Annotated in this window: 26 protein-coding genes; 14 read left to right on the plus strand and 12 right to left on the minus strand. The window is 74.9% G+C overall.

The genetic code is table 11. The annotated features are described in order from the left end of the window. Positions 1–189 precede the first annotated feature (189 nt). Positions 190–849, minus strand: a complete 660-nt coding sequence (locus ACQP26_RS13850; RefSeq protein WP_433495906.1) for a C39 family peptidase — start codon at positions 847–849, stop codon at positions 190–192. A gap of 939 nt (positions 850–1,788) precedes the next feature. Between ACQP26_RS13850 and ACQP26_RS13855 the strand changes: the two genes are divergently transcribed. Next, complete coding sequence (locus ACQP26_RS13855) at positions 1,789–2,334, plus strand: GNAT family N-acetyltransferase (RefSeq protein WP_281578050.1); 546 nt, start codon at positions 1,789–1,791, stop codon at positions 2,332–2,334. Between the two features lie 10 nt (positions 2,335–2,344). On the opposite strand, the gene ACQP26_RS13860 is transcribed toward ACQP26_RS13855, so the two are convergent. Next, positions 2,345–3,790: a M20/M25/M40 family metallo-hydrolase gene (locus tag ACQP26_RS13860; RefSeq protein ID WP_433495907.1), complete on the minus strand. Its 1,446-nt coding sequence runs from the start codon at positions 3,788–3,790 to the stop codon at positions 2,345–2,347. A 100-nt stretch (positions 3,791–3,890) separates the two neighbouring features. On the opposite strand from ACQP26_RS13860, the gene ACQP26_RS13865 reads away from it, so the two are divergent. Continuing rightward, positions 3,891–5,189 (plus strand): NAD(P)/FAD-dependent oxidoreductase, encoded by a 1,299-nt coding sequence (locus ACQP26_RS13865; RefSeq protein WP_433495908.1) that lies wholly within the window; start codon positions 3,891–3,893, stop codon positions 5,187–5,189. Between the two features lie 26 nt (positions 5,190–5,215). On the opposite strand, the gene ACQP26_RS13870 is transcribed toward ACQP26_RS13865, so the two are convergent. The 3 genes from ACQP26_RS13870 to ACQP26_RS13880 form a co-directional block, all read right to left on the minus strand. Continuing rightward, complete coding sequence (locus ACQP26_RS13870) at positions 5,216–6,331, minus strand: AI-2E family transporter (protein ID WP_433495909.1); 1,116 nt, start codon at positions 6,329–6,331, stop codon at positions 5,216–5,218. Between the two features lie 38 nt (positions 6,332–6,369). Further along, on the minus strand, positions 6,370–7,158 hold the full coding sequence (locus ACQP26_RS13875; protein ID WP_433495910.1) for a spermidine synthase: 789 nt from the start codon (positions 7,156–7,158) through the stop codon (positions 6,370–6,372). 71 nt (positions 7,159–7,229) lie between these two features. Continuing rightward, a complete protein-coding gene (locus ACQP26_RS13880; RefSeq protein ID WP_269706567.1) occupies positions 7,230–8,201 on the minus strand; it encodes a DUF2267 domain-containing protein in 972 nt (323 codons plus the stop codon). A gap of 183 nt (positions 8,202–8,384) precedes the next feature. Here ACQP26_RS13880 and ACQP26_RS13885 point away from each other — a divergent pair, with 183 nt between their 5' ends. Further along, a complete protein-coding gene (locus tag ACQP26_RS13885) occupies positions 8,385–8,699 on the plus strand; it encodes a hypothetical protein (protein ID WP_269706566.1) in 315 nt (104 codons plus the stop codon). A gap of 92 nt (positions 8,700–8,791) precedes the next feature. On the opposite strand, the gene ACQP26_RS13890 is transcribed toward ACQP26_RS13885, so the two are convergent. Together ACQP26_RS13890 and ACQP26_RS13895 are read right to left on the minus strand one after the other, a co-directional pair. After that, positions 8,792–9,139, minus strand: a complete 348-nt coding sequence (locus ACQP26_RS13890) for an STAS domain-containing protein (protein WP_269706565.1) — start codon at positions 9,137–9,139, stop codon at positions 8,792–8,794. A gap of 43 nt (positions 9,140–9,182) precedes the next feature. Further along, positions 9,183–9,527, minus strand: a complete 345-nt coding sequence (locus tag ACQP26_RS13895) for an STAS domain-containing protein (RefSeq protein ID WP_269706563.1) — start codon at positions 9,525–9,527, stop codon at positions 9,183–9,185. Positions 9,528–9,780: 253 nt separating this feature from the next. Between ACQP26_RS13895 and ACQP26_RS13900 the strand changes: the two genes are divergently transcribed. The 5 genes from ACQP26_RS13900 to ACQP26_RS13920 all read left to right on the plus strand — a co-directional run bounded on the left by ACQP26_RS13900 (position 9,781) and on the right by ACQP26_RS13920 (position 14,115). After that, the gene (locus ACQP26_RS13900) at positions 9,781–11,535 is read left to right on the plus strand and encodes a PP2C family protein-serine/threonine phosphatase (protein ID WP_269706561.1); all 1,755 of its coding nucleotides are present in this window, start codon (positions 9,781–9,783) and stop codon (positions 11,533–11,535) included. Continuing rightward, complete coding sequence (locus ACQP26_RS13905; protein ID WP_281578047.1) at positions 11,532–12,578, plus strand: cobalamin B12-binding domain-containing protein; 1,047 nt, start codon at positions 11,532–11,534, stop codon at positions 12,576–12,578. Before ACQP26_RS13900 ends, ACQP26_RS13905 begins: the two co-directional genes overlap by 4 nt. A 76-nt stretch (positions 12,579–12,654) precedes the next feature. Next, positions 12,655–13,002, plus strand: a complete 348-nt coding sequence (locus ACQP26_RS13910; RefSeq protein ID WP_269706559.1) for an STAS domain-containing protein — start codon at positions 12,655–12,657, stop codon at positions 13,000–13,002. A 71-nt stretch (positions 13,003–13,073) separates the two neighbouring features. Next, positions 13,074–13,520, plus strand: a complete 447-nt coding sequence (locus tag ACQP26_RS13915) for a response regulator (RefSeq protein ID WP_269706558.1) — start codon at positions 13,074–13,076, stop codon at positions 13,518–13,520. Positions 13,521–13,638: 118 nt separating this feature from the next. Further along, a complete protein-coding gene (locus tag ACQP26_RS13920; RefSeq protein ID WP_433495911.1) occupies positions 13,639–14,115 on the plus strand; it encodes an ATPase in 477 nt (158 codons plus the stop codon). 10 nt (positions 14,116–14,125) lie between these two features. Here the strand turns inward: ACQP26_RS13920 and ACQP26_RS13925 are convergent, their stop codons facing one another. Beyond that, positions 14,126–14,959, minus strand: a complete 834-nt coding sequence (locus tag ACQP26_RS13925; protein WP_433495912.1) for a hypothetical protein — start codon at positions 14,957–14,959, stop codon at positions 14,126–14,128. A 363-nt stretch (positions 14,960–15,322) separates the two neighbouring features. On the opposite strand from ACQP26_RS13925, the gene ACQP26_RS13930 reads away from it, so the two are divergent. After that, positions 15,323–16,249: an endonuclease/exonuclease/phosphatase family protein gene (locus ACQP26_RS13930; RefSeq protein ID WP_281578046.1), complete on the plus strand. Its 927-nt coding sequence runs from the start codon at positions 15,323–15,325 to the stop codon at positions 16,247–16,249. 3 nt (positions 16,250–16,252) lie between these two features. Here ACQP26_RS13930 and ACQP26_RS13935 read toward each other — a convergent pair whose 3' ends face one another. Then, positions 16,253–16,681 (minus strand): OsmC family protein, encoded by a 429-nt coding sequence (locus ACQP26_RS13935; protein ID WP_013285994.1) that lies wholly within the window; start codon positions 16,679–16,681, stop codon positions 16,253–16,255. Positions 16,682–16,761: 80 nt separating this feature from the next. After that, positions 16,762–17,712, minus strand: a complete 951-nt coding sequence (locus ACQP26_RS13940) for a serine/threonine-protein kinase (protein WP_269706554.1) — start codon at positions 17,710–17,712, stop codon at positions 16,762–16,764. Between the two features lie 129 nt (positions 17,713–17,841). Here ACQP26_RS13940 and ACQP26_RS13945 point away from each other — a divergent pair, with 129 nt between their 5' ends. Continuing rightward, positions 17,842–18,066 (plus strand): hypothetical protein, encoded by a 225-nt coding sequence (locus ACQP26_RS13945; RefSeq protein WP_433495913.1) that lies wholly within the window; start codon positions 17,842–17,844, stop codon positions 18,064–18,066. A gap of 3 nt (positions 18,067–18,069) precedes the next feature. Here ACQP26_RS13945 and ACQP26_RS13950 read toward each other — a convergent pair whose 3' ends face one another. Both ACQP26_RS13950 and ACQP26_RS13955 read right to left on the minus strand, forming a co-directional pair. Further along, entirely contained in the window at positions 18,070–18,861 is a 792-nt protein-coding gene (locus tag ACQP26_RS13950; RefSeq protein ID WP_433495914.1) for an alpha/beta fold hydrolase, read from the minus strand. Further along, positions 18,858–19,751, minus strand: coding sequence for an SDR family oxidoreductase (locus ACQP26_RS13955; RefSeq protein WP_269706551.1), 894 nt, complete (start codon positions 19,749–19,751; stop codon positions 18,858–18,860). The genes ACQP26_RS13950 and ACQP26_RS13955 overlap by 4 nt, the downstream gene beginning before the upstream one ends. A gap of 136 nt (positions 19,752–19,887) precedes the next feature. Here ACQP26_RS13955 and ACQP26_RS13960 point away from each other — a divergent pair, with 136 nt between their 5' ends. The 4 genes from ACQP26_RS13960 to ACQP26_RS13975 are packed head-to-tail and all read left to right on the plus strand — an operon-like array spanning position 19,888 to position 25,924. Continuing rightward, on the plus strand, positions 19,888–20,634 hold the full coding sequence (locus ACQP26_RS13960) for a response regulator transcription factor (protein WP_393156002.1): 747 nt from the start codon (positions 19,888–19,890) through the stop codon (positions 20,632–20,634). Then, entirely contained in the window at positions 20,612–22,144 is a 1,533-nt protein-coding gene (locus ACQP26_RS13965) for a sensor histidine kinase (protein WP_269706550.1), read from the plus strand. The genes ACQP26_RS13960 and ACQP26_RS13965 overlap by 23 nt, the downstream gene beginning before the upstream one ends. 45 nt (positions 22,145–22,189) lie before the next feature. Beyond that, complete coding sequence (locus ACQP26_RS13970) at positions 22,190–24,697, plus strand: ArnT family glycosyltransferase (RefSeq protein WP_433495915.1); 2,508 nt, start codon at positions 22,190–22,192, stop codon at positions 24,695–24,697. 3 nt (positions 24,698–24,700) lie between these two features. After that, positions 24,701–25,924, plus strand: a complete 1,224-nt coding sequence (locus ACQP26_RS13975) for a dolichyl-phosphate beta-glucosyltransferase (protein ID WP_433495916.1) — start codon at positions 24,701–24,703, stop codon at positions 25,922–25,924. The last annotated feature ends 101 nt before the right edge of the window (positions 25,925–26,025 follow it).

Raw genomic sequence — 26,025 nt, forward strand, 5'->3', positions numbered from 1 at the left:
GACGATCCGGTGCGACCCAGCGTGGTGGAGCGAGCCGTCCGGGTGACGACACCGGCGTGACGGCGAGATGACCGGCAGGCAGCCGTTGGACACGCCGAAGGGCCCGGCCCCTATGGTGGGGGTCGGGCCCTTCCGCGTGCGTCTTGCTCTTGCTCTGCACCCGTGGGCGCGGCGGGGTGGTGCGGTTGGTCAGCTGGTGCTGTAGCCGCGGGTGGCGATCCAGTCGGCGAGGTTGTCGATGCTCATGCGGTAGGTGGCGGTGTTCGGGTCGGCGCTGTCGGCGATGGTGACGGTGTGGCCGTCGTCGCGGTAGCCGATGACGCTGATGTAGTGGCCGCCCTCGAAGGAGTGGGTGGTGCCGTCGGTGTCGGTGGCGGTGCCGGCGATGTTGGCCACCACGGCCCGGCCGGCGTCGACGGTCTTGACCACGTCGGCGCGAAGCTTGTCGGTCTGCTTGTCGTCGGCCTTGGGGGTGCTGATCTCGACCGACTTGTAGGCGTCCTTCGCGCCGGTCTCCTTGTTCAGCACCGGGGTGATGTCGTTGATGGAGTTGGTGCCGGCCTCGGTGGTGCCCATCTCCTTGGCCATGGCGTGCACGTCGATGTTCTTGCCCTGCACGCTCAGCGCGTTACGGGCAGCGGCGGGGCCGCAGAAGTAGAAGTTGGGCTGCGCCTCGTAGCGCACGTCCAGCTCCCGCTCGCCATGACCGCTCTTACGGTCGGCCACCACGCTCGTGGTGCCGGTGGTGGGGGCGGCGTGGGCGGCGATGGCGGGGCCGGCGATGCCACCAGCGGTGGCGACGACACCAGCAGCGGTCAGAACGGTCTTGCGCAGCAGAGTGGTAGCCATGATGGTTGCCTCCCTGAAGTGGGGGATACGCGGCAGGGGGATGCCGCGAAGGGGGAAAGTCTTGAGGGGTGCCCGTCGGACGGGCGGCACGCGGGCGACCCGGAGGGGCCTGCTCTGCGCGGCTCGGGGATGTAACGACCGGCGGGCCGGGGTCATTCCCGTCGACCGTGGCTCCCGGTCGGGTCGGCGCGACCCGACGGGGCCTGTCCGGCGGCGTGGCCTCGCGGCTCGACCCGGGGGATGTAACGGCCGGCGGGCCGGGGTCACTCCGGGACGGCGGTGCCCGTCGCTCGGGGATGTAACGACGACCGGGCCGGGCCGATTCCCTGACCAATCCGGGCGCCTCGGCGGGCCGGTGTCCGGCGCTCGACCTGGTACCTGGGCTGTCAGCCATGTACAACGCCCCGCGCCCGCCACCGATTCCACCCTCACGGTGGCGCCAACCACAGCCCCGCCAGGCCGGCGCCGCGAACCCGACATCGCGCACCGAACCCCCCGACCGGGCGCGGACGTTCCCGCCCGAGGCGCGGATGGACCCGCCCGCCCACGCGATCTTGCAGTTTGAGCCCCGGCGAACCTCGCGAAGCGGGCACCCGGGGGGCGCCAAGTGCAAGATCGCGCAGGTATCGGTCCGGCACGGCTGGCGGCGCAGGAGTCGACGATGCCGGCTGCGGGGCTACCAGGCATCGTTCCGCGAAATGAGACCGGTGGGCCACATGATGGGAGCGGAGGAGATCTTGGTGCGGAAGGGCCCCTCTGGGGGCCGTTTCCTACCAAGATCTCCGGGCCGCCTTGGGGTGAGGCGGAAGCGGCGTCGCGCGGGGAGGTCGTGCCGGAAGTGGGCGCTGGTGCGGAGACGAACTCCGGCGGTGGGTGGCGGGCGGGGAGTGCATGCACCCCGGGTGGGGTGGGGTGGACGCGGTGGCGGAGAGTGGCGCTGTGCGATACCTGCGCAGCGACGGACGCGTCGCCATCCGCCGCCCCCGTCCGGCCGACGAGACCGAGTTCGTGGCCGCCGTCCGGCGCAGCCGGGACCTGCACCATCCGTGGCTGTCCGCGCCCGATGACGCCGAGCGGTACGCGGCGTACCTGCGCAAGATCCGGGGGCGGGACAGCTCCGGGTTCCTGTTCTGCGACCGGGCCACCGGGCAGATCGCCGGGTACGCGAACATCAGCGGCATTGTTCTGGGCGCGCTGCGCGGCGGTTACCTCGGGTACGCGGCGTTCCGGCCGTACGCGGGCACCGGGCACGCCTCGGCCGGGGTGCGGCTGGTGATCGAGTACGCGTTCGGGCCGCTCGGTCTGCACCGGCTGGAGGCGAACATCCAGCCCGGCAACGAGCCGTCGAAGCGGCTGGCGCGCCGGCTCGGCTTCCGGCTGGAGGGGTTCTCCCCGGACTACCTGTTCATCGACGGCGCGTGGCGCGACCACGAACGGTGGGCGATCACCGCCCCGGACGTGGTGGACCCGGCGCCGGGGCGGTGACCGTCCGGCCTCAGCTGCCGGGCTTCGGGAAGGCGACCGGGCTGCGGTGCCCGTCCCGGTCCACCGCCCGTACGCCGAAGAACACGTTGTCCTTGGACAGGTCGATGGTCACCTCGGTGACGTCGCCGACCGGCAGCACCTTCTGCCACTGGTCGGCGGTGGTCTCCCGCCACACCACCTCGTAGCCGGCCAGGTCCGGCTCGGGCCCGCGCTGCCACCGCAGCGTGGTGTCGTTCGTCAGGTTCGTGGTCACCACTGTGACGCCCTTGGGCGTGCCGGGCGCCTGGGCCAGCGACCACAGCGTCGCGGCGTTCACCCGGGCCACCCGGGTGATGTAGCCGAAGTCGCAGAACTCGGGCAGGTCGCCGTACTGCACCCCGTCGACGACCCGCACGTCCTGGTGCTGGTGGGCGAAGTCCTCGTTCGGTTCGGTGAACCGGCCGGCCGGCCAGCCCTCGCGCAGGAACGAGATGTGGTCGCTGCCGCGCAGGTAGCGGTCCCGCCGGTAGATGACGCGCACGTCCATGCCGGTGGCGGAGTTCTCGGCGACGTCGGTGACGAACCGGGCGAGCTGCCGCGACGGCGAGTCGTTCTCGCCGCCGACGGACTGCCGCACGCTCGCCTCGGCCGGGGTCTCGGCGGTCGGCACGCCCTCGGCGAACAACCGCACGGTACGCGGGTCGCGGGTGCCGTCGTCGGCGGTGCTGCTGCCGACGATGTCGTTGCTGAACATGGCCTGGACGTCGGCGCCGGCGGCCTTCAGCTGCGACGCGAGGTACGCCGAGCCGTACAGTCCCTGCTCCTCGGCCGCGACGGCGGCGAGCACGATGGTGGCCTCGGTGCGGCGGGTGGACAGCACCCGGGCCAGTTCCATCACCACCGCCACGCCGGAGGCGTCGTCGTCGGCGCCGGGCGCGTCGCTGACCGCGTCCATCACGTCGGTGGCCCGGGAGTCGTAGTGGCCGGTGATGACGTACACCCGCTCGGGCGTCACGTCGCCGCGCACTGTCGCCACCACGTTGGTGATGGTGGTCGGGACGGGGATGCGGGAGGCGGGCTGCTGCACGTACGACTGCAGTTCGACGGTCATCCGGCCGCCGGACGCGGCCGCGTACCCGGAGAGCTGGGCGTGGATCCAGTCGCGGGCGGCGCCGATGCCGCGTACCGGATCGGTCTGGCTGGACAGGGTGTGGCGGGTGCCGAACGCGGCGAGCCGGCGCACGACGGCCTCGATCCGGCGGCTGTCGATCTCGCGCAGCAGCGCGGTCAGCTCGCGGTCGGGCCGCTGCGGGCGGGCCGGACGGCCGGGGCCCGGGGGAGCGCCGGTCGCGGCGGCGGCCGGGGCGGCGGTGAGCGGGGTGGCGACGGCGGCGGCGGTGGCCGCGGCGGAGGCGGTGAGGAAGGTACGCCGGCTCGACCTCGTGGGTCGACCCTCGGCGTTCTCGTGGTTTCCCATCCCGGCATCCTCGCGCCGATCACGAGGAATGTCCATATAGCTGCCGATGGATGGATCATGGGTACGTTTGTCGCAGGTCTGCCCGGGAACGGCAGCAGGCATGACGAAACCACGTGTGGTGATCGTGGGGGCCGGGTTCGCCGGGTACCACGCGGCCAAGACGTTGCGCCGGCTGGCCCGCGACCGGGCCGAGATCGTCCTGCTGAACACGACCGACTACTTCCTCTACCTGCCGCTGCTGCCCGAGGTTGCGGCCGGAGTGGTGGAGCCGACCCGGATCGCCGTGCCGCTCGCCGGCACGCTCGACGGCGTCCGCGTGGTGGTCGGCGAGGCGGACCGGGTCGACCTGCAGAACCGGTGGGTCGGGTACCGCTCGATCGAGGGCGACCACGGTCAGCTCGCGTACGACCGGCTCGTGCTCAGCGTCGGCAGCGTCAACAAGCTGCTGCCGATCCCCGGCGTGACCGAGTACGCCCACGGCTTCCGCGGCCTGCCCGAGGCGCTGTTCCTGCACGACCACGTGGTCCGGCAGGTGGAGCTGGCCGAGCTGACCGACGACCCGGCCGAGCAGCGGGCCCGCTCCACGTTCGTGGTGGTCGGCGCCGGCTACACCGGCACCGAGGTGGCCGCGCACGGGCAGCTGTTCACCGACCGGCTGATGGCCCAGCGTCCGCACCTGAAGGTCCGGCCGCGCTGGATGCTGCTGGACGTGGCGCCCCGGGTGCTGCCCGAACTGGACCGGCGGATGTCGGTCACCGCCGACCGGGTGCTGCGCAAACGCGGTGTGGACGTGCGGATGGGCACCTCGGTCGCCGAGGCCACGCCGGACGGGGTGATGCTCACCGACGGCGAGTACGTCCCGACGTGCAGCCTCATCTGGTGCGTCGGCGTACGCCCCGATCCGTTCGTGGCCGACCTGGGGCTGCGCACCGAGAAGGGCCGGCTGGTGGTCGACGAGTTCCTCAACGTCCCCGGCTACCCGGAGGTGTTCGCCTGCGGCGACGCCGCCGCCGTGCCCGACCCCACCCGCCCCGGGCAGGTGTGCGCGATGACCGCGCAGCACGCCCAGCGGCAGGGCAAGCTGGCCGCGCACAACATCGCCGCCTCCTACGGGCAGGGCGTGCGCAAGTCGTACAAGCACCACGACCTGGGCTGGGTGGTGGACCTGGGTGGCAAGGACGCGGCGGCGAACCCGCTGAAGGTGCCGCTGGCCGGGTTGCCCGCCAAGGCCGTCACCCGCGGCTACCACCTGCTCGCCATGCCCGGCAACCGGCCCCGGGTCGCCGCGGACTGGGCGCTGGACGCGACGCTGCCCCGGCCCGCCGTGCAACTCGGGCTGGTCCCGGGGAACGCGGTGCCGCTGGAGAGCGAGTCGCCGGAGCTGGCCCACCGGCGCTAGCCGCACGCGCACCCGCCGGCCGGCCCTCACCCGCCGGCCGGCGGCCGTTCCGCCGTGGTCGAACCGCCGGCCGGGCCGGTGTCCGCCTGGTCGCCGTCGGCGGGCCGCGGCAGGGCCGCCCGCCCGGCGGGCACGAACTCGCGTAGCAGCACCTGCGCGACACCGGCCGCCGGGATCGCCAGCAGCGCTCCCACCAGGCCGGCCAGCTCGACCGAGAGCAGCACGCTGACCAGCACCGTCAGCGGATTCAACCGAACCGCGCGGGCCATGATGACCGGTTGCAGCAGATGGTTCTCCACCTGCTGGTAGACCACGAAGAAGACGAGCACCACGATCCCGGCGGTGGGGGAGTGCAGGAACGCCGCGCCGGCCGCGGCGATCGCCCCGAGTGTGGCCCCGACGAGCGGGATCAGGTCGAACACGGCGACCGCCAGCGCGATCACCGCGGCGAACGGCACACCGAGCAGGAACAGCACGACGAAGGTCAGACCGCCACAGATGACGCTGATCAGCAGGTTGCCGCTCAGGTAGCCGGTGACGATCCGGGACGAGTCCCGCCCGATGCGCCGCAGCCGCGCCGCCGGGCCGTCGCCGGTGAGCCGCAGCGTGGCGGCCACGATCTTCGGCGCCTCCAGGACCATCAGGTACGCCAGCACCACCACGGTGACCAGGGCGGCGACCGCCTGGGCCACGCTCCGGACCACCCCGACCGTCGGGTCGCCGAGCCGGGCGCCGTAGCGGCGCAGCTGGCCGGGCTCGGCGTACCGGAGCAGGTGGAAGCGCTCCAGCAGCCGCCCGAGCGGTCCCCGCCCGGCCTGTGCCTCGCGCACCAGTTCCGGCGCCCGGTCGGCGAAGCGGCCCACCTCGTCCACCAGCGGCACCACGATCAGCGCACCCACGGCGGCGACCAGCGCGAACGCGGCGAGGAACACCAGCAGCGTGGCGAGCGCGCGGCGGCGTACCCGACGTTCCAGACGGTCCACGAGCGGCTTGAGGGCGACCGCGAAGAACACCGCCACCAGTCCCCACACCAACACCCGCCGGGTGGCCCAGACCAGGGCCAGCCCGGCCGCGGTGGCGAGGACCAGACCGATCACGATCAGCGTCCGGCGCGCGGTGGACCGGTCCTCGGCGGTGCTCATCCGGCGCGGCTACCCGCCGCGCCGTGGCGGAAACCGGCTCAGCCCAGGTCGGCGTCGGTGACCGGGAGAGCACCGGCGGCGAACGCGTCGAGCGTCGCGGCGTGCAGAACCGTGCCGGGCACCGGGTCGGCGGCGACGCGGGCGGCGAGCCGGCGTACCGGAAGACGGTCGGCGGCGGGCGAGGCGGCCAGCACCACGTTGCCGTAGCGGCGGCCGCGCAGCATCCGGCGGTCCGCGACCAGGCAGACGTCGGCGAAGACCGCCCGCAGCGTGGCGACCTGCGCCCGGGTGTGCGCCAGCGGCGGCAGGTCGGTGAGGTTGACCAGATAGAGGCCGTCCGGGCGCAGCACCCGGGCCACCCGCGCCGCGAACTCGACGGCGGTCACCTGCGGCGGCATCCGGGCCGCCCGGTACACGTCGGCCACCACCACGTCGTACGCCCCGGGCGGCTCCTCGGCCACCGCCTCCCGGGCGTCGCCGAGCGCCACCACGACTTCCGGCGGCAACGGTGGCAGCTTCCGCCGGACCAGCTCGACCACGCCCGGATGACGCTCGATCACCCGCTGCCTAGAGCCGGGCCGGGTACGCGCGAGCCAGCGCGGCAGCGTCAGCGCGCCCCCGCCGAGGTGCAGCGCGGTCAGCGCCGTACCCCGCGGGGCGGCCAGGTCGATCGCGGCGGCGATCCGTCGCACGTACTCGAAGTGCAGGTACCGGGGGTCGGCCACGTCCACGTACGACTGCTCGACCCCGTCGGCCAGCAGCGTGCGCCCGGACGGGCGGGCCGGGTCCACCACGATCTCCAGGGCCTCGGTGTCGTCGTGATCCACGGCGGGACACGGTACCGCGCGGCCACGGGCGGCCCCGGCCCGCGTGGGGCCGGGGCCGTTCCGCCGCCGGGTCAGCCGGCCGCCATTCCGGCGCCGGCCTCGTCGATCGCCGCGTCCACCCGGTGCGCGAGGTCCACGTCCGCCGCCGTCACGCCGTCGACCTGCTGGGTCCGGACCGTCAGCACGGCGTTGTCCGGGTCCGGCCGCCCGATCTGCGGCGACCGCCCGACGTCGGACTTGAGCCGGTCCAGCCGGTCGAGCACCCGGTCCAGGTTGCCGCCGGGCAGCTCGATCGTGCGCACCAGCGAGCGCCGGTCGCTGGACCAGTAGGGCAGCGTCGCGAGCGCGTCGCGCAGCTCCGCCTCGGTCAGCGGCGCGGTGGCCGAGGACGCGCCCACCAGGCCGCCGCCGAAGTCGGTCGGCCCGAGCAGGTCACGCAACTCGTCGGGTACGCGCAGCGACTCGACCAGATCCGCGTCGGCCTCGGCGAGCGCGGCGAGCGTCGCCTCGGCCTGGTAGCGCGCCTGCTCCGGGGTAAGGCGGCTGTACCGGCCGACCTCGGCCAGGAAGCCGGGCAGGTCGCGGCGGGGTTCCATGCCGTACACCGGCACCACGTCGTGCAGGGTCAGCGGCACCGCCTCCAGCAGCCGCTCCCGTTCCGCCTCGTCCAGCGCCTGTGCCAGGGCCAGCACGGTGCCCTCCGCGGCGACCTTGGCCGTGGTGAAGTCCACCCCGGCGCGCCGGCTCACGTCGTCGACGAGTTCCCGGTAGCCCATCGAGACACCGGGTGACGGCGCCGGGTCCGGCAGCGGGCGCTGCTGCTCCGCGACGGCGACCGGCGGCGGCGCCGGGCCACCCCGGGTGCTGTCCGGCTTGTGCCGTCCGGCCGGCGGCGGGCCGGACCGGTCGTGCTGGTCCAGCGAGGTGACCTGCTTGGACGCGCTCAGGCTGGCGCCGGTCTGGCTCGGCCGCAGCCCTCGCTCACGGGCCTCGCGGGCCAGGGCCCGGCGGCGCTGGTTGTCGCCCTCCATCTGCTTGCGCATCGTCGCACCTCGTTCCTGGGTCGGTTGCGCTTGCGCCGACCGCGTTCCCGGCGCTGCGGGGAAGGTAACGGCGGACCGCCCGGCGGAGGCTTCATTCGCTGCGGGTGAGGAGCGCTCACCCCGGCGGGCGGCAGGCTCGGACGGACCGGACAACTTCCGACGCACGCGGAAGGGCAGGTCGACATGAAACGGATCGTGGAGATCGTCCCCGCCCGTCCCGGCTGGTACGCCCGCTGGCGGATCGGCCCGGACGCCACCCGCTCCTACCCGGTGACCCTCTGGGCGCTGCTGGAGCACCACGACGGCAGCGGACGTGAGGTGGTCGGCGTCGACTGTGTCGGGCAGTGGCCCGGGGCGGACGACGACGACATGAGCGGGGACTTCGTCCGTTATCTGTTCCAGACTCCCGATTCCGGAGCGCCGGAGGACGTCGAGCCTCCGCTCGCGGGGCGTCCGCGCGACGACGCGCCGCACCGGCAGGCCGCGCCCGCCGCCTGAGCCATCCTCCCGGCCCCCGGCCCCTGGTCCCAGGGTCGGGGGCCACCCCTGTCCGGGGACCGGCTGCCGGTCCGCCTGGCAGGCCGGTGCGGTCAGCCCGCCTCGCGGGCCCCGTCGGTCAGCTCCTGCGGCGGGGCGGCCAGCAGCTCGGCCAGGCCGGTGCGCTCCAGCAGGTGCTCGATCTGCGGGTTCAGGTTCAGCAGGCGGATCGCCCCGGTGCCCGCGCGGTGGATGACCACGAGCGCGCTGAGCCCGGAGGAGTCGCAGAGGTCCACCCCGGCGAAGTCGAGTTCCAGCTCCTGGTGACCGTCGCGGCGCAGGTGGGCGACGGCGTCGACGAGTTCCGGCGCGGTGTCGAAGTCCAGCTCCCCGGCCAGCCGCACCCGGGCGGAACCGGCGGCGAGCCGGTCCACCTCGATGGTCAACATCTGGGAGGGCACGCTTCCATGTTCCCAGCCGGGCACCGGCGGGAAACCCCCGGGGTCACGCGGACGCGGCCGAACCCGGCGCGAGGTGGCCGGGTGCGTCGTCGACCGGCGAGCGGTCGAGCAGACCGGTGACGCCGGTCAGGTCGAGGATGGTCTCCAGGAACCGCGGCACCGCGCGCAGCTCGATCGCGGTGCCGGCCTGCTGGCCCTCCCGCCAGGCGTGCACGATCACGGACAGGCCGGTGCTGTCCATGAACTGCAGGTCGCCGAAGTCGAACACCAGGGCCGTCGGGCGCCCGGCGAGCAGCCTGTCGATCTCGGCGCGCAGCGGGGCGGCCGTGGCGTACGCCAGGTCGCCGCCGACCACCACCACCGGGACGGCCGGGTCGGATCGATCCACGGAGATGCTCAGCGGGCTCGCCTCGGGCCTTCTCCGTTGAGAAACCACGTCACGCCTTTCCGCGGGGGTGCCGGTCGGGCCGGGATGACAGAATCGTAACAACAGCGCCGTCACCTCGCAGGACGCGCGAGCGGGCCGGCAGCGCCGTGGGGTGGCGGTCCCGGCACACCGGCGTAGGGTGGGCGAGGAGACGTGACCACAGGCGCCGTGTCCGGCGCCCCGGGGTGCCGACGAGGAGAGTGGGGCTCAGCTGGTGACTGCTGCCGACGTCAGGGGTGCCGACCCGGGCGACGGACGGATCTCCACGCCGAGTGCCGCACGGCCTCCGGCGTGGTCCGCCGCCGCGCCGGTGCCGTCCGCCCTGCCGCCGCTGGCCGCCGACCGCGACCGCACCGTCCCCACCTGGTCCGAGGTGGTCGAGCACTTCCGCGAGGGCCTCGTCGTCTGCGACGCCGACGGTGTCGTCCAGCACGTGAGCCCGGTCGCGGAGCGGCTGATCCCCGAGGCGACGCCCGGCGAGCTGCTGGCCGCCGCCGGCCCGGCCCCGCTGCGCGGCGACGGTCCGGCCGAGTTCACCCACCACGGGCGCCGGCTGCGCGTCCGGCCGGTCGCGCTGTCCCATCGCCGGCGTTGCTGGTACGTCGACGACGTCACCGAGAGCGTCAGCCGGGCCGACGCGCTGCTGGCCGAACGTGCCCGATCGGCGTTCCTCGCCGTGGTGGGCGAGAAGCTCGGCAACCCGCTGCACCCGGATCGGGCCGCCGCCGCGGTGGTGCGCCTGGCCGTACCCACGGCGGCCGACGTGGCGGTCCTGGTGCTCGCCCCGCGCTCCGGCCGGGCCCGCTGGTGGCGGGCGGTACGCGCGGACGACCGCGCGCCGGTCGTGGACAGCGGGATGCTGCCCGCCCCGGCGCTGCCCGCCGCGATCGAGGCCGGCCTGTCCGGCACCGAGCCGCACGAGCTGGACTGGCTGGTCGAGCAGGCGGCCGAGGCGGGCTGGCTGCCCGGCCTGGACGCCTCCGGCGCCACCGCGCGGGTGGTGCCGCTGCCCGGCCGGGAGGCACCGGCCGGGGCGCTGCTGGTGGTCCGGCGCGCCGACCGCTGGTACGACGAGGCCGACGTGGACCTGGTCCGCGCGTTCGCGGCCCGGGCCGGCGCGGCGCTGACCACCGCCATGCTCTACCGCGACCAGGCCGAGGTCGCCGACACGTTGCAGGCCAGCCTGCTGCCGGTCGAGCCGGTTGCCGCGACCGGCGTGCAGTGGGGCACCGCGTACCGGCCGGCGCAGGCCGGTCTGCGCATCGGCGGCGACTTCTACGGCTCGCACCGGCTCGCCGACGGTGGCTCGGTGTTCTTCCTCGGCGACGTGTCGGGCAAGGGCGTGGAGGCAGCCGTGTTCACCGGCCAGCTGCGTCAGTGCCTGCAGGCGTTGCACCGGGTCGAGACCCAGCCGGGGCGGCTGCTGAAGCTGCTCAACGACGCGTTGCTGGAGACCACGCAGGCGCACGGGCAGGGCCGGTTCGCCACCATGGTGCTCGGCGTGGCCCGGCCGAACCGCGACGGCGGCCTGACCCTGACCCTGGCCGGCGGCGGGCACCTCCCGCCGCTGCTGCTGCGGGAGTCCGGCGAGGTCGAGGTGGTGCCGCTGCGCGGCATGCTGATCGGCGTGGTGCCGGATCCCCGCATCGGTGAGGTGACGGTGCACCTGGCGCCGGGGGAGACGTGCCTGTTCTACAGCGACGGGGTGACCGAGGCGCGTGGCGGCCGGCGCGGTGACGAGCAGTTCGGTGCCGAGCGGCTGCTCAACGCGGTGAGCGGCTGCCACCGGATGCCCGCGCCGGCGCTCGCCGAGCGGATCGAGCAGGTGACCTGCGACTGGCTGGCGCACGGCGACCACGACGACATCGCGGTGCTGGCGCTGCGAGCCACCGGCCCGGCCGGGCGGACGCCACGGCATCTGCACGCGGTGCCGGACGTGACCGAACGAACGAGGGAGTTGTCCGCGTGACCGTGCCGACCGTCGGGGCCGACCCGGGCCACGCCTTCACCAGCTATCTGGAGTGCCTGGCCGACGCCGACGAGTCCGCCGCGGTGGCGGTGGCCCGCGGGCTGCTGGAGGCGGGCGTGCCGGCCGAGCGGGTGCTGCTGGACCTGGTCGCCCCGGCCCAGGCCGAGGTGGGCGAACGCTGGGCCCGCAACGAGTGGAGCGTGGCCCAGGAGCACGCCGCCACCCACATCAGCGAGCGGGTGGTGGCCGCGGTGGCCGCGTACGCCGACCCCCGGCCGACCCGGGGCCGGATCGTGATGGCGTGCATGGACGGTGAGTGGCACGCGCTGCCGGCCCGGCTGGTGGCCGAGGTGCTGCGGCTGCGCGGCTGGCAGGTCATCTTCCTCGGGGCCAGTGTCCCGGCCGCGCACCTGGTGTCCTACCTGCACCGTTACGACGCGGAGGCGGTGGCGCTCGCCTGCGCCCTGCCGATGCGGCTGCCGCACGCGCACCGGATGGTGGAGGCGTGCCGCCGTTCCGACGTGCCGGTGGTGGTCGGTGGCCGGGGCTTCGGTGACGACGGCCGGTGGGCGCGTGTGCTCGGTGTGCCGTGGGCGCCCGACGCGCCGTCCGCGGCGGACCTGGTGGCCGACGAGCGGGCGCTGCGCGAGACGCCGCCCGCGCGGCTGGACCACCTGGCCGACGACGAGTACGCCAGCCTGGTCAAGCGGCGCGGCGAGCTGATCGACAGCGCCCTGGCCGACCTGCGGGAGCGGGTGCCGTCGACGGCGGACTACACGCCGGCGCAGCTCGACTCCACGATCAGCGACCTCGGCTACATCGTGGACTTCCTGGCCGCCGCGCTCTACGTGGACGACGCGACGCTGTTCACCGGGTTCGTCGAGTGGCTGGTGGAGATCCTGGTCAGCCGCGGGGTGCCGGCCGGCGCGGTCGGGCTGACGCTGGAGCACTATGGACAGCAGCTGCGCGACTTCCCGCGCGCGGCCGCCTTCATCGAGCGGGGTCGTGCCCTGGTGGGCGGGTTGGCGGCGGCGGGCCGCTGACGGGCGCCCGACGGGCCGTCGCATATACTTGCACCACTGCAAGGGTTCGCCTGCGGTGGGAGCGAGAGGGGCCACGGTGACGTTCACCGTCACGTACGCCCAGCGGGACGGGGGCGGCGTCCGCCTCCGGCTGGCGGGCGAGCTCGACCTCGGCACAGCCGGCGAGCTGAACTCGACGATCGACCGGGTGATCGCCGAGGGGCACCGCGAGCTGCTGCTCGACCTCACCGAGCTGACGTTCTGCGACTCCACCGGCATCGCGGCGTTCGTCCGGGGGGACAACCTCGCCGCCGCCGACGGCGGCTGGCTGCGGCTCACCGGGGCGACCGGGCGGGTCGCCCGGGTGCTCCAGGTGACCGGGCTCGCGGACGTGCTCCACCACGACCGCGACACGGTCGACCCGACGGCGTCGGCCGCCTCCTGATCCGGTACATTTCCCCGCCAGCAGCCGGCCGTGCGGCCGGACGCCCTCCTCACCACGAAGCAGGTAACCCGATGGGCCAGAACAGTCCCAGCCCCGTTCGCATCCTGGTGGTGGACGACGACCCGGGCGACGTCCTGATGATCGAGGAGGCGCTCGCCGACTCGGACGTCGACAAGGTCATCGACGTGGTCGCCGACGGCCAGGAGGCGATGGAGTTCCTCCGCCGCGAGGGCCGGCACACCGAGGCGCAGCGCCCGGACGTGATCCTGCTCGACCTGAACATGCCCCGGATGGACGGGCGGCAGGTGCTCGGCGAGGTCAAGGGTGACGAGAGCCTGCGGACCATCCCGATCGTCGTGCTCACCACCTCCAACGCCGACACCGACGTGGTCAGCAGCTACACCCTGCAGGCCAACGCGTACGTGACCAAGCCGATCGACCTGGACGACTTCAACGACGTGGTACGCCGCATCGACGAGTTCTTCGGACGGGTGGTCGTGCTCCCGAAGCACCCGTAGGGGCCGGAAGTCCGGGCCACCGCATCCTGAACATTTTGCGGGAACGGCCGCGCCCGGCCGTGCCCGGACCGCAGGATCGGCTGGTGGGGACGCGGACCGGCTGCCTGGGGGGCGACGCATGAGGTTCTCGGTGGTGGAGACCGGCTACGACAGGCGTCAGGTGGACGCCTGCCTGGACGAGCTGAGCCTGCGCCTGAGGCGGCTGGCGGCGCGTGCGGAGAGTGCCGCCGGGGCCGGCCGGGAGTGGGACCAGATCCGGTCGGACGCCCTGCACCTGTGCGACTTCCTGCATCGCCGTACCGCCCCGGTCGAGACGGGCGCGTCCCGCCCGTCGGCAGCCGAACGGGAGGCCGCCGAGCTGCTCGCGCAGGCCCGCGCCGAGCTGGAGGCCGCGCGCGAGGAGGCCCGTCGGTTGCGGGAGGAGGCGTACGCCGAGGCCGTGCGGGCGCGTCGCGAGTTCGAGGCGGCCCTGCTGGCGCGCCGCCGGCGGGAGTCCCGGGTCGACGAGATCCTGGCCGGGGCGCGGGGCGAGCGGGTGCCGGTGGACACCCCCACCGCCGCGGCGGGTGTGCGCCCCGGTCGCAGCGCCGCCTGACCCGCGCGGGTCAGATCAGAGCCGCCACCACCGTCGTGGCGCGGCCCTCGTGCCGGGCGTACGCGTCGGGGTAGGCGGACACCTGCACCGCCTGGGCGGCGGCGGTGACGCTCATGTCCGCCCAGCCGGGCACCTCGCGCAGCGCGGCGTAGAAGGCGCGGGCCGCGTACGCCGGCCGCATGAGCTGGGCGACGGTGCCCCAGCCGCTGCTGGGGCGCTGCTGGAACAGCCCGACCGAGTCGTGGTCGGAGCCGCTGCCCTGGTGCGGGTGGTCGAAGGACTCCGGCAGCACGTCGCTGGCCAGGTTGTAGAGGTTGCTCTCCTGCATGGCGGTGGCCAGCGCGACCACCAGGGCCCGGCGGGGCATCTTCATGTCCCGCCCCACGTCGACGATGACCTTGGCGTTGTCCATCTGCCGCTGGTCGAGGCCGGCGACCGGCCGGGGGCGCTGGGCACGTACGGGCTTGCGCGGCGGCTTCTTCGTCGTCGGTGTCGCGCTGGGCGTCGGTGCCGGTGGTGGCAGGGCCGCGGCGGCCGGCGGCGCGACCCGGGTGAAGTCGCGGGAGGCGCGCTGGTCGGCGGCGGCCCGGTCGGCGACCGCCTCGCGTACCTCCAGGTGCGCCGGGCCGGTCTCGCCGACGGCGGCCACGCCGATCAGGCCGAGGCAACAGGTGACGCCGGTGGCCACCGCGATCCGGCCGGATACGGACCGGGCCGGGCCGCGCCGTGGCGGTTCCGGGGCGCGGTGACGTCCCACCCTCCGAGCGGCTGATGCCGGGTCAATCGTTCGGCGAACCGGGCGGTTGGCGGGCAACGGCTGATGATCGGGGTGGTCGGGGTGCACCCGCCGAGGCTAGAAAGCTTCCGGCCCTTTGCCATCGGGGTGATTGGTGGCATGCGCCACAATCTGCCGGATTCGCGGGTGGCATTAGGGGTGGCGGATCAGGAAAACCGCCAACCTCGCGTACCCGAAAGAATGCCTATGTCGGTTTCGGCGGTGCGAAGCGGACGTCGGGCCGAGCCGGTGACGGCGTGCACCCGGCTCCACTGTTCGGCCGAGGGTGCCCTGGTCGGGCGGCCTGCCTCCGGCGGCGGTCCACCGACCCGCCGAATCGACTCGCCGCGATCCGGCCGGCCGCCGCCGATCATGGTGAGGCCACCGCGCGGCGCCCCGGGCGCTCGATACGATTCCGACGGTGACGGAGCGATGATCGACGAGCGCCCGCCCGGCCCCCGCAGCCGGCGCGGCACGATCGTCGTCGTCTGCGCCGTGCTGCTCACGCTGCTGCTGGCCGGGCACCGGCTGGTGCCGAACGTCCACGGCCTGGGCAGCCTGGTGGACAGCGTCACCCCGCTGCTCGGGATCGCCGTACCGCTGCTCGCGCTCGCCGCCCTGCTGCGCCGCTCCCGGCCGGCGCTGCTGGCGGTGCTGCTGCCGGCCCTGGTCTGGGCCGGGCTCTACGGCCGCGCCTGGCTGCCCCCGGCCGCCGCCGCGGACGGCGCCGCGGTGCGGGTGGTCAGCCAGAACCTGCGCGTGGGCAACCCCGACCCGGCCGCCACCGTCGGTGCGCTCACCGGCGACGCCCCCGACCTCATCGGGCTGCAGGAGGTCGCCGACGGCGACCGGGTGGCGCCGGTGCTGGCCGAGCGCTACCCGCACCGGGCGGTCGTGTCGACAGTCGCGCTGTGGAGCCGGTGGCCGATCCGCGAGGCGCACGGCGTGGACACCGGACTGGGCTGGGACCGCGCGCTGCGGGCCGTCGTGGCCGCGCCCCGGGGCGACCTGGCCGTGTACGTGGTCCACCTCGGCTCCGCGCGGGCCGGGCACACCGCCACCAGGGACCAGACCGTCGCCGCGCTGGCCGACGCCGTACGCGCCGACCCGGCCGACCGGCTCGTGGTGCTCGGCGACCTGAACACCGCCACCACCGACCGGGTCTTCGACCCGCTGACCCGGCTGCTCGGCGACGCGCAGGCCGAGGCCGGGCAGGGATTCGGCTTCACCTGGCCGGCGGAACTACCGGTCACCCGCCCGGACCACGTCCTCTACCGGGGACTCACGCCGACCGCCGCCGGGGTGCTGCGCACCCCGGCCAGCGACCATCGGGCGGTGACCGCCGGCTTCCGCTGGTAGATCTCAGTGCCGGCCGTTCTCCGCCGGGGTCACGGTGAGCCGGTGCCGGCTCGGGTCGCCGCTGGAGAACGGCCAGAGCCGGTCGGCGTACGCGACCAGATCGGCCAGCTGGTCGCGGGTCAGTCCCGCCGAGGAGATCTCGGCGTGCACGTCGGCCCGGTAGCGGCCGTCGTCGTCGCGGCCCAGTTTCGCCTCGGCGGTCACCTGCACGGTGTGCGCCTCGTCGGTGATCTCTCCGGCCGCCTCCACCGCCGCGTGGTGCAGGCAGGAGGCGAACGCCGCGGCCAGGAGCTGCTCCGGCGTCAGACCGGTGCAGTGCGGCGCCAGCGGGGACGCCAGGGCGGAGGAGAGCCCGCCGTCGTCGGTGCGTACGTGACCGCCCGCCGCGGTCGCCGTGGCCGTCTCGGCCAGCCAGGAACTCGGATCCGGCATCGCGTTCCTCCCGTCACTCACCGGACCGCGTTCCCGGACCCCGAGCGGCGAAACCGCGCCCGAGCAGCCAGTACGTGTGCTCAGCGGATCCGGCCGCTGGTCGCGGCGTCGACGGCCATCGCCTCGGTGGCCTCGGCGGCGGCCCGGCTGGTCCACGGGGACACCTGCGGCACGCGCTGCCGGGGCAGCAGCGCGGTCATCGGCACGTAGACCCGGGCGTCCACGGCCTCGGCCAGCAGCAGCGCGGCCATCGGGCTGGTCGGCCGGGCGCACGGGTCGTCGTCGAGGCAGCGCCCGCACAGCTCGGCCACCTCGGCGGGCAGCCCCGGAACCTCGGGCAGCGGGCGGGGCGGCCGGCGGCGGCGGCGCGACCCGAGCAGCTGGGTGGTGCTGCCCGCCTCGTACGGCAGCTCAGCGGTCAGGCAGTAGTAGAGCAGCACACCGAGGGCGTACATGTCGGCGGCCGGGGTGGCCGGCTGCCGGTCGAGCTGCTCCGGCGCCAGGTACGCCGGGGTGCCCACCACGATGCCGTCCGGTGTGTGGTCCGGCGCCCCGGCCGGGGTGGCGATGCCGAAGTCGAGCACCTTCACCCCGGACGGGGTGAGGATCACGTTCGCCGGCTTCACGTCCCGGTGCACGATGCCGTGCGCGTGCGCGGCGGCCAGCGCGGCGCAGACCTCGGCGCAGACCCGCACCGCGATGCGCCAGTCCAGCGGACCGCCCCGCAGGTGCGCGGCGAGCGTCTCGCCCTCGGCCAGCTCCATGACGATGTACGGCACCGGCCGCCCGTCCGGCAGCGTCGCGGTGCCGAAGTCGTGCACGCTGGCGACGTTCGGGTGCACCAGCCGCGCCGCCGACCGCGCCTCGGCCCGGATGCGCTCCACCGAAACGGCGTCGCCGTCCAGCGCGGGCGAGATGAGCTTCACCGCCACGGTCCGGTCCAGCACGCGATCGTGCGCGCGCCACACCTCCGACATGCCACCCAGGCCGGCTCGCTGTTCGAGCTCGTACCGCCCGCCCAGCGTCCGCATCGCCCACTCCTCGCCTCGTCCGGTGCCCTCCGGTCCCGCTACCCGGCCCCGGAGCTGTGCAAACCGCCGAGGGTTCGCACCGCGGCGGGGTAGCTTCGCGGCGAGGGCGTCGACGGACGGAGGGCAGCGGTGGCCGCGGTGCGCGTACGGTTCGTCGGCGGACCGGCCGACGAGCTGACCCGGGACCTACCCGCCGGGCCGGACGGCGCACCGCCGCCGCGATGGGTGCTGCGCCATCCGGAGGAACCGGCCGAGGGGGTGGCCGACCACCTCTACGAACGCGACGACCACGCGTCGCCGGGCGGCTGGACGATGCGGTACGTGCACACCTTCCCGTTCGGCGCGACCGAGTGAGGCTCAGTCCGGCCGGGTGGTGCCCAGGATGACCGAGGCGACCAGCTCCGGGTCGTCGTGCATCGGCACGTGCCCGCAGCCGGGCAGGTCCAGGTGCCGCGCGGCGGGCAGCCGGGTACGCGCCAGCGCGGCCTGCCGGTAGGGCAGGATCCGGTCCCGCGTACCCCAGGCCACCGTCACCGGCACTGTCGGCGCGCCCGCGTAGGCGTACCCCCGCCCGGCGCGAGCGACGGCGCGGAACGCCCGCGCCTGGCGCAGCGCGCGGGCGTCGGCGAGCGCGTCGTCCAGTGCCATCCGGTTGGGCCGGGCCAGGATCATGCCCATCGCCAGCATCCGCAGCGCGGGCGCGGCGAACAGGCGGCGCAGCACCGGTTCGGGCAGCCGGGCCGCGTTGCGGTGCAGGGAGAGCACGGTCAGCGCCCAGCGCAGCTCACGCGCGGTGCAGAAGCCGGCCGGCGACAGAGCGGTGGCCGACGAGACCACCCCGAGCGCGGCCAGCTCCAGCGCGATCGCCCCGCCGAGGCTGTTCCCGGCGACGTGCGGGCGCTCCAGCCCGAACGCGGTGAACAGTTCGGCCACGGCGGCGACGAGGCCGGGCATGTCGGCGGGCAGCCCGGCGGTGGGCATCGGGGAGCGCCCGAAGCCCGGCAGGTCGACGGCGATCACGTCGTGCGCCTCGGCGAGCCGGTCCAGCACCGGGCGCCAGGCGCCGCCGTGGTGACCGATGCCGTGCAGCAGCACCAGCGCGGGCCCGGCGCCCCGGCGCTCGTAGACGACCTCCACCGGCGCGGTCACGGCCGCCCCTGCGGTGTGCTGGCGCCGAAGCCCCGGCCCAGTGCCCGGGACTGCTCCTCGATCAGCGGCACGGTGGCCCGGGCGGTGCGGCCCACCAGGCGGTCGGCCAGCGGGCTGACCAGCACCGACCGTACGGCCTGCACACCGGCCACGGCGCGCGGCACGTACACCCGGCGGCTGCGGCGCTCGACGGCCCTGACGAACGCCTCGGCGCACTCGGCCACAGTGGTGGTACGCCGCAGCGGCCACGGCAGCCTGGCCAGCGCCGTGGAGAAGGCCGGCAGGTCGGCGCGCGCCTCGCGGACCAGGTCGGTGTCCACCCACGACGGGTGGGCGGTGCCCACCGCCACGCCCCGGTGCGCCAGTTCGAGGCGGATCGCGTTGCCGAACTGCTCGACGCCCGCCTTGGAGGCGCAGTAGGCGGCCATGCCGGGCAGCGCGGCGAACGCCGCGGCCGAGGAGACGATCAGCAGGTAGCCGCCCCGGTCGACCAGCGCCGGGACCGTCGCCGCGGCGGTGCGCACGACCCCGATCAGGTTGACCTCGACGGTACGCACCAGCGCCTCGACGTCGCCGACGGCGATCGTGCCGCGGTTGGCGACTCCGGCGTTGGCGACCACCGCGTCGATCCCGCCCAGCGCCGCCACGGTGCCGTCGGCCGCCTCGGCCAGCGCCTGCTGGTCGGTGACGTCGGCGGCGAACCAGACGTGCCCCGGGCCCAGCTCGGCGGCGAGCGCGGCCAGCCGGTCGGGTTCCAGCCCGACGAGGGACAACCGGGCGCCGCGGGCGGCGGCGAGGCGGGCGGTGTGCTCGCCGATGCCCCGGGCCGCGCCGGTCACCAGCACCACCTTGCCGGCCAGCCGGCCGGAAAAACGACCGTCGATGGACATGCCGGGAAGTTACCACCGGGTAGCCCGGGTACGGAAGACCCGGCCCGACCTGCCCGGATCGTCACCGCAGGGCGCGCACAGCTGGTACACAGGATCGGGACAGCCCGGCGACAGCGGGTCCGCCCACGATGGGGGCATGGTCATGAACGCGCAGTCCGCGCAGGGCCGCATCGAGCTGCACCGACCGGACGGCGAACCGGTGCGGGTGCTCGTCGTGGACGACGAGCCGACCCTCACCGACCTGCTGTCCATGGCCCTGCGGTACGAGGGCTGGCAGGTCGCGACCGCCGGCAACGGGATGGCGGCGATCAGCACCGCCCGCCAGTTCCGCCCGGACGCCGTGGTGCTCGACGTGATGCTGCCCGATCTGGACGGCTTCCAGGTGCTGCGGCGCCTGCGCGAGGAGTCCCCGAGCGTGCCGGTGCTGTTCCTCACCGCCCGCGACGCGGTGGAGGAGCGCGTCGCCGGGCTCACCGTCGGCGGCGACGACTACGTGACCAAGCCGTTCAGCCTGGAGGAGGTCATCGCCCGGCTGCGCGCGCTGCTGCGGCGATCCGGCTTCGCGGTCGCCGCCCGCCAGGAGGCGGTGCTCACCGTCGGCGACCTCACCCTCGACGAGGACAGCCACGAGGTACGCCGCGGCGACGACCTGATCACCCTCACCGCCACCGAGTTCGAGCTGCTGCGCTACCTCATGCGCAACCCGCGCCGCGTGCTCAGCAAGGCGCAGATCCTCGACCGGGTGTGGAACTACGACTTCGGCGGTCAGGCCAACGTGGTCGAGCTGTACATCTCGTACCTGCGCAAGAAGATCGACGCGGGCCGGGCGCCCATGATCCACACCCTGCGCGGGGCGGGTTATGTCCTCAAACCCGCCGAGTGACGGGCGCGGACGGCTGCGCCGCCGCCTGGCCGGCTGGTCGCTGCGCCGCCGGCTCGTGCTCTCCGTGGTGGCGCTGCTGGCACTGGTCAGCGTCGGCATCGGCGGCCTGACCACAGTGGCGCTGCGGCACTTCCTGATCGACCAGATCGACAACCAGCTCAGCTTCGGCGACCGGCGGCCCGCCGACTTCGACCGCTGGGCCCGCCGTGGCATCGACCCGCCGCGCCCGGACCAGCGGCCCCTCCCACCGGACGACGACGAGGTGGCGCCGGACCCGCCCGGCGGCTTCCCACCGGGCTCGATCGCGGTCCGGGTGCCCGCCGCCGCCGCACCCGTGGGCCGGATCCGGTCCGAGAGCGGTGGCAGCGAGGAGGTGCCCGCCGGCGACCTGACGACGCTGGCCGGCGTACCGGTCGGCGAACGCCCGCGTACCGTCGCCGTCGGCGACCGGGGCGACTACCGGACGGTCGCGCTGCGTTCGCCGCGCGGCGACGGCGACGTGCTGGTCCTCGCGATCCCGCTGGCCCAGGTGGACGACACGGTCATGTGGATGATCGTCGCGCAGGCCGGGGTCATCGGCGCCGGCCTGGTCATCGCCGGCGCCCTCGGCACGCTCATCGTCCGGGCCACGCTGCGCCCGCTCAACCGGGTCGCCGCCACCGCCGCCCGGGTCACCGAACTGCCGCTGGACCGCGGTGAGGTCGCCCTGTCCGTGCGGGTCCCGGCCGTCGACACCGATCCCCGCACCGAGGTCGGTCAGGTCGGCGGCGCGCTCAACCGGATGCTCGGCCACGTCGCCGCCGCGCTCTCCGCCCGGCAGGCCAGCGAGACACGGGTACGCCAGTTCGTCGCCGACGCCAGCCACGAGCTGCGCACACCCCTGGCCGCCATCCGCGGGTACGCCGAGGTGGCCCGCCGGGGCCATCAGGAGGTGCCGCCCGACGTGGCGCACGCGCTGCGCCGCGTCGAGTCGGAGAGCACCCGGATGACCAGCCTCGTCGACGACCTGCTGCTGCTGGCCCGGCTGGACTCCGGCCGCCCGCTGGCCGCCGAGCCGGTCGACCTGACCGCCACGGCGGTGAACGCGGTCAGCGACGCGCACGTCGCCGGCCCCGACCACCGCTGGCAACTCGACCTGCCCGACGAGCCGCTCACCGTCACCGGCGACGCCCACCGGCTGCACCAGGTGCTGGCGAACCTGCTCGCCAACGCGCGGGTGCACACCCCGGCCGGCACTACCGTCACCGTCCGGCTCGCGCCCGCCGCCGGAGGCGTCGAGCTGCGCGTCACCGACGACGGCCCCGGCATTCCGGAGCAGTTGCAGCCCGAGGTCTTCGAGCGCTTCGCCCGCGGCGACAGCTCCCGCTCCCGGGCCCAGGGCAGCACCGGCCTCGGCCTGGCCATCGTCGCCGCCGTGGTGGAGGCGCACCACGGCCGGGTCGACGTGGTCAGCCGGCCCGGCCACACCGCGTTCACGGTGTGGCTGCCCGGATCCACAGCAGACGCATAGGCCACACACGGGAGCGGGCCAGCGGGCCCTCCGAGGCTTGCCGGCATGGACCGAACCGAGAGCCTGCCGGGCGCTGCGCCCGTACCCCGGAAGACCCGCACCGACCGCGACCCGCGCTGGGCCCGACCGGCCCTGCTCGGCCTGCTGGCCGTGACCGCGCTGCTCTACCTGTGGGGCCTGGGCGCCTCCGGCTGGGCCAACGCGTTCTACTCGGCCGCCGTCCAGGCGGGCTCGCAGAGCTGGACGGCGTTCTTCTACGGCTCGTCCGACGCGGCCAACTCCATCACCGTGGACAAGACGGCCGCCTCGCTGTGGCTGATGGCGCTGTCCGTCCGCGTCTTCGGCCTGAACGGCTGGTCGATCCTGGTGCCGCAGGCGCTGCTCGGCGTCGCCTCGGTCGGCGTGCTGTACGCGACCGTCCGCCGCTGGTACGGCCCGGCCGCCGGCCTGCTCGCCGGCGCGGTGCTCGCGCTCACCCCGGTGGCGACGCTGATGTTCCGGTTCAACAACCCGGACGCGCTGCTGGTGTTCCTGCTCGTCGCCGCCGCGTACACGACGGTGCGCGCGGTCGAGACGGCCAGCACCCGGTGGATCGCCCTGACCGGCGTGCTCGTCGGCTTCGGCTTCCTCACCAAGATGCTCCAGGCGTTCCTGGTGATCCCGGTCTTCGCCGTGGTCTACCTGCTGGCCGCGCCGACCGGCCTCGGACGGCGGATCCGCCAGCTCCTGCTCGCCGGGCTCGCCGTCGTCGTCTCCGCCGGCTGGTGGGTGGCGGTCGTCGAGCTGGTGCCGGCGAGCGCCCGCCCCTACATCGGCGGCTCGCAGAACAACAGCATCCTGGAGCTGACGCTCGGCTACAACGGCCTCGGCCGCCTCACCGGCGACGAGGTGGGCAGCGTCGGCGGCGGCCGGCCCGGTGGGGGAGGCGGCGGCCCGTTCTCCGGCCGGACCGGGCTGCTGCGGATGTTCGACACCGAGGTCGGCGGGCAGATCTCCTGGCTGCTGCCGGCCGCGCTGATCCTGCTGGTCGCCGGGCTGTGGCTGGCCGGGCGGGCGCCGCGTACCGACCGGACCCGGGCCGGTCTGCTGCTGTGGGGCGGCTGGCTGCTGGTCACCGGACTGATCTTCAGCTTCATGTCCGGGATCTTCCACGCGTACTACACGGTCGCCCTGGCCCCGGCGGTCGGCGCGCTGGTCGGCATCGGCGTCACAGTGCTGTGGCGGGCCGGTGCGGCACCGGCGCCGGCAGGCGCTGCACCGGCCCGGTGGCGCCGGCTCGCCGCCACACTGGTGCTGGCCGGCGCGCTGGCGGTCACCGCCTGGTGGTCCTGGCACCTGCTCGGCCGTACCCCCGACTGGCACCCCTGGCTGCGCCCCACGGTGCTGGCCCTCGGCCTGACCGCGGCCGCCCTCCTGGTCACCTCGGCGTTCCTCACCCACCGGACCGTCCCGCCCGCCTCGCCCTCCCTGGCCTCCCCTGGGTCCCCGCCCTCCCTCGCCTCCCCGCCCTCCCTCGCCTCCCCGCCCGCCCCGGTGATCAAGGAGTTTGTGTCCGGAAGTGGCGTTCAGGGAGACGCGAACTCCTTGGTCCACTCCGAGGCGGCGGCGGGGGCGACGGTGGGGCACCGGGCCGGGTTCGCCGGGCGGGTTGTGCGGTGGGCCGTGCCGGTGGTGGCTGTCGCCGGGATCGCGGTGGCGCTGGCCGGGCCGGCCGCGTACGCGATGCAGACCGCCGCCACCCCGCACTCCGGCTCGATCCCGAGCGCCGGGCCGGCCGGAGCGGGTGGCTTCGGCGGCCCCGGTGGACCGGGCGGCCGGATGCCGGGCGGCGCGAACGGGCAGTTCCCCGGTGGTCCGGGCGGCGGGCAGTTCCCGGGCTTCCCGGGCTTTCCGAACGGCACCGGCTCCAATGGCACGGGTCCGGACGGCACCGGCCAGAACGGCACCGGCCAGAACGGCGGGGCGAACGCTGGTGGATTCCCCGGATTCCCGGATGGTGGTTCTGCCCCGGGCGCGCCCGGCGGCACCGGCCCGGAGGGCGGCACCGGTCAGGACGGCGGCACCGGGCAGGACGGCACCACGCCGGGCGGCATCCCTGGCCAGGGCGGCTTCCCCGGCTGGACCGGTGGCACCGGCAGCGGCGGGACCGGGCCGGAGGGGCGGGGGCAGCGCGGCGGGGGCATGGGCGGGCTGCTCGACGCCCGTGAGCCCAGCGCCGAGATGACCGCGCTGCTCACCGCCGACGCCGACGACTACACCTGGGTCGCCGCCACGATCGGCTCGAACAACGCCTCCGGCTACCAGCTGGCCACGCGCCGGCCGGTCATGCCGATCGGCGGCTTCAACGGCAGCGACCCGTCGCCGACGCTCGCCCAGTTCCAGCGGTACGTCGCCGACGGGCGGATCCACTACTTCCTCGGCGGCGGCGGGTTCCGCGCCAACGGGGGCAGCAACGCCTCGTCCGAGATCGCCGCGTGGGTCGCCGACACCTTCACCGCCACCACCGTCGACGGCGTGACCGTGTACGACCTGAGCAGCGGGAAGCAGGGCTGAGCCGTGACGGAGACGTACGTGCCCCGGGCCGCCGTGCAGGCCCGGCCCGCCGCCGGTAGCGCGGTGCTCGACGTGGTGGTGCCGGTCTACAACGAGGAGGCCGATCTGGGCCCCTGCGTCCGGCGGCTGCACGCGCACCTGACCGCGCACTTCCCGTACCCGTTCCGGATCACGGTGGCCGACAACGCCAGCGTGGACGGCACGCCGGCGGTGGCGCGGGCGCTCGCCGACGAGCTGCCCGAGGTGGGGGTGCTGCGCCTGGACGAGAAGGGCCGCGGGCGGGCGCTGCGGGCCGCGTGGTCGGCGTCGCCGGCGCCGGTGCTCGCGTACATGGACGTGGACCTGTCCACCGACCTGGCCGCGCTGCTGCCGCTGGTCGCGCCGCTGATCTCCGGGCACTCGGACCTGGCCATCGGCACCCGGCTGGCCCGCACCAGCCGGGTGGTCCGGGGTGCCAAGCGGGAGGTCATCTCGCGCGGCTACAACCTGCTGCTGCGCGGTGCGCTGGCGGCGCGTTTCTCCGACGCCCAGTGCGGTTTCAAGGCGATCCGCGCCGACGTGGCCGCCGAACTGCTGCCGCTGGTCCGCGACAAGGGTTGGTTCTTCGAGACCGAGCTGCTGGTCCTGGCGCAGCGGGCCGGGCTGCGTATCCACGAGGTGCCGGTGGACTGGGTGGACGACCCGGACAGCCGGGTCGACATCGTCGCGACCGCGCTGGCCGACCTGCGGGGCATCGGGCGGCTGGGCCGGGCGCTGGTCACCGGGGCGCTGCCGCTGGCGCAGCTGCGCGCCCAGCTCGGCCGTGGGCCGTTGCCGGTCCCGCCGGCGCAGGTGCCGATCGGCCTGCCCCGCCAGCTCGTGCGGTTCGCCGCGGTGGGGGTGGCGAGCACGCTCGCGTACCTGCTGTTGTTCCTGCTGGCCCGCGGCCCGCTCGGGGCGCAACCGGCGAACCTGCTGGCGCTGCTGCTCACCGCGGTCGCGAACACGGCGGCCAACCGGCGGCTCACCTTCGGGGTCAGCGGACGCCGGCACGCCGGTCGGCACCACCTCCAGGGGCTGCTGGCGTTCGCGCTCGGCCTGGCCCTGACCAGCGGTTCCCTGGCCGTGCTGCACGCCACCACACCCCCGAGCCGAGGATGGGAGCTGACCGTTCTGGTGGCCGCCAACCTGGCCGCGACCGCCCTGCGCTTCCTCCTGCTCCGGCTGGCCATGCACCACCGCCCCTGACCCGGCCCCCGAACACCCCGTCGATCATGAGGTTGGCGGCGCGACACGCCGGGCGTCGGTGCCGTCAACTTCATGATCGACGGGGAGGGTGGCAGGGTTGG

The organism is Micromonospora sp. CA-248089 (assembly GCF_050948515.1).
Classification (GTDB): domain Bacteria; phylum Actinomycetota; class Actinomycetes; order Mycobacteriales; family Micromonosporaceae; genus Micromonospora.